At 32.5% G+C, this 1,175-nt stretch carries 1 protein-coding gene; it reads left to right on the top strand.

Features of this window, described 5'->3' with window-relative positions; translation table 11 throughout:
- Nucleotides 1-668 precede the first annotated feature (668 nt).
- Nucleotides 669-1,166, top strand: coding sequence for a hypothetical protein (locus MUW74_RS02775; RefSeq protein ID WP_243519011.1), 498 nt, complete (start codon nt 669-671; stop codon nt 1,164-1,166).
- Nucleotides 1,167-1,175 lie beyond the last annotated feature (9 nt).

Here is a 1,175-nt window from a genome sequence, read left to right as displayed (position 1 = left end):
TTTTCTTTTCATCTGTAAACCGCGCTTTCTGGTCGCACTTTTTTCAAAGGGCGCGCTTTTTTTCTAGCATAAGCCATAGTGGTGAACGGAAACTTGTACCTAGCCTTACTATATTGTTGAATGAATAGGATATTATTATTTTTTTTTATAAATTTGCCTAATTATTTTACTATTTTTTGATGCATATATGCAAGGCTATAGCGGTTCTAGGAAAAACGGCTATTATAAATATTGTCGATTAGAAATCACCTATTAGAGCTAAAAAAACACAACTTAACTGCTGTGCTGGCTCAAACAAACTGTTTTTATAATCAGCTCTAATAGGTGATTTCCGAAACTTTTTACAGAGAGCTTCATTTTTTTCACTTTCTTATCGAGAAAAAAGTCGGATAAAAGCTGGTTCGGACCACTAAGCTGAACAAAGGCTAATCAAGTTGCTTATTTAGGTATAATGAGAATCTATGGATATTAGCTGAACGGACACTACTTATCATAACTTTTTTACAAGAAATGTTTTTTGTGCCTATTCGTGACACAATCCTGAGTAGATAAACAATTTTTTAAATAGCACAGGGTTACCATACTAAAACTCAGAATAAAGATTATTAAAGCTTGTTTTTTGATTTGTAATTGACTGCATCATACCATTCAATTCTTAAGTGAATCACATGTATAATATAAAAAAAAAATTAACCAATTATAACAAATCTATTATCTTATTTAGTCTACTATTATTTAGTAGTAATGGGGGATGTGGGTCACAAAAACAAGGAGCCAGTCTACAGCCAAAAAACAGGTGGCTTAAGGGTAAAGAACAAAAGCTTAAAAAAGAATCTGAAAAAAACAAGCAGCAAGAGGAAGAAATCAAAAAGCTAAAGGAAGAAATCAAAAGGCTAGAAGAAACAATCAAGGAGCTAGAGCAAAAAAAGGAAACGCTAGAGGAAAAAATTCGAAGTCTAGAAAATAACACCCCAGTAAACTACGATACAAGTCTAACAAAAGACAATAGCAGTATCCTAGAGCAACTCACTGAAACAAAAGCGCAACTCGCTGAAAAAGAAGAGCAACTCGCTGAAAAAAACATGCATATCAATAAGATAGAAAATGAAAATCAAAATCTAAAACGAAAAATTGAGAACCCAGAACAGCCATTAACTTATCTGTAGTAGTTGATA

The organism is Candidatus Cardinium sp. cBcalN2 (assembly GCF_022810445.1).
Classification (GTDB): domain Bacteria; phylum Bacteroidota; class Bacteroidia; order Cytophagales; family Amoebophilaceae; genus Cardinium.
Note: the sequence above shows the minus strand (reverse complement) of the source record. Positions and strands in the feature narration are given on the sequence as shown.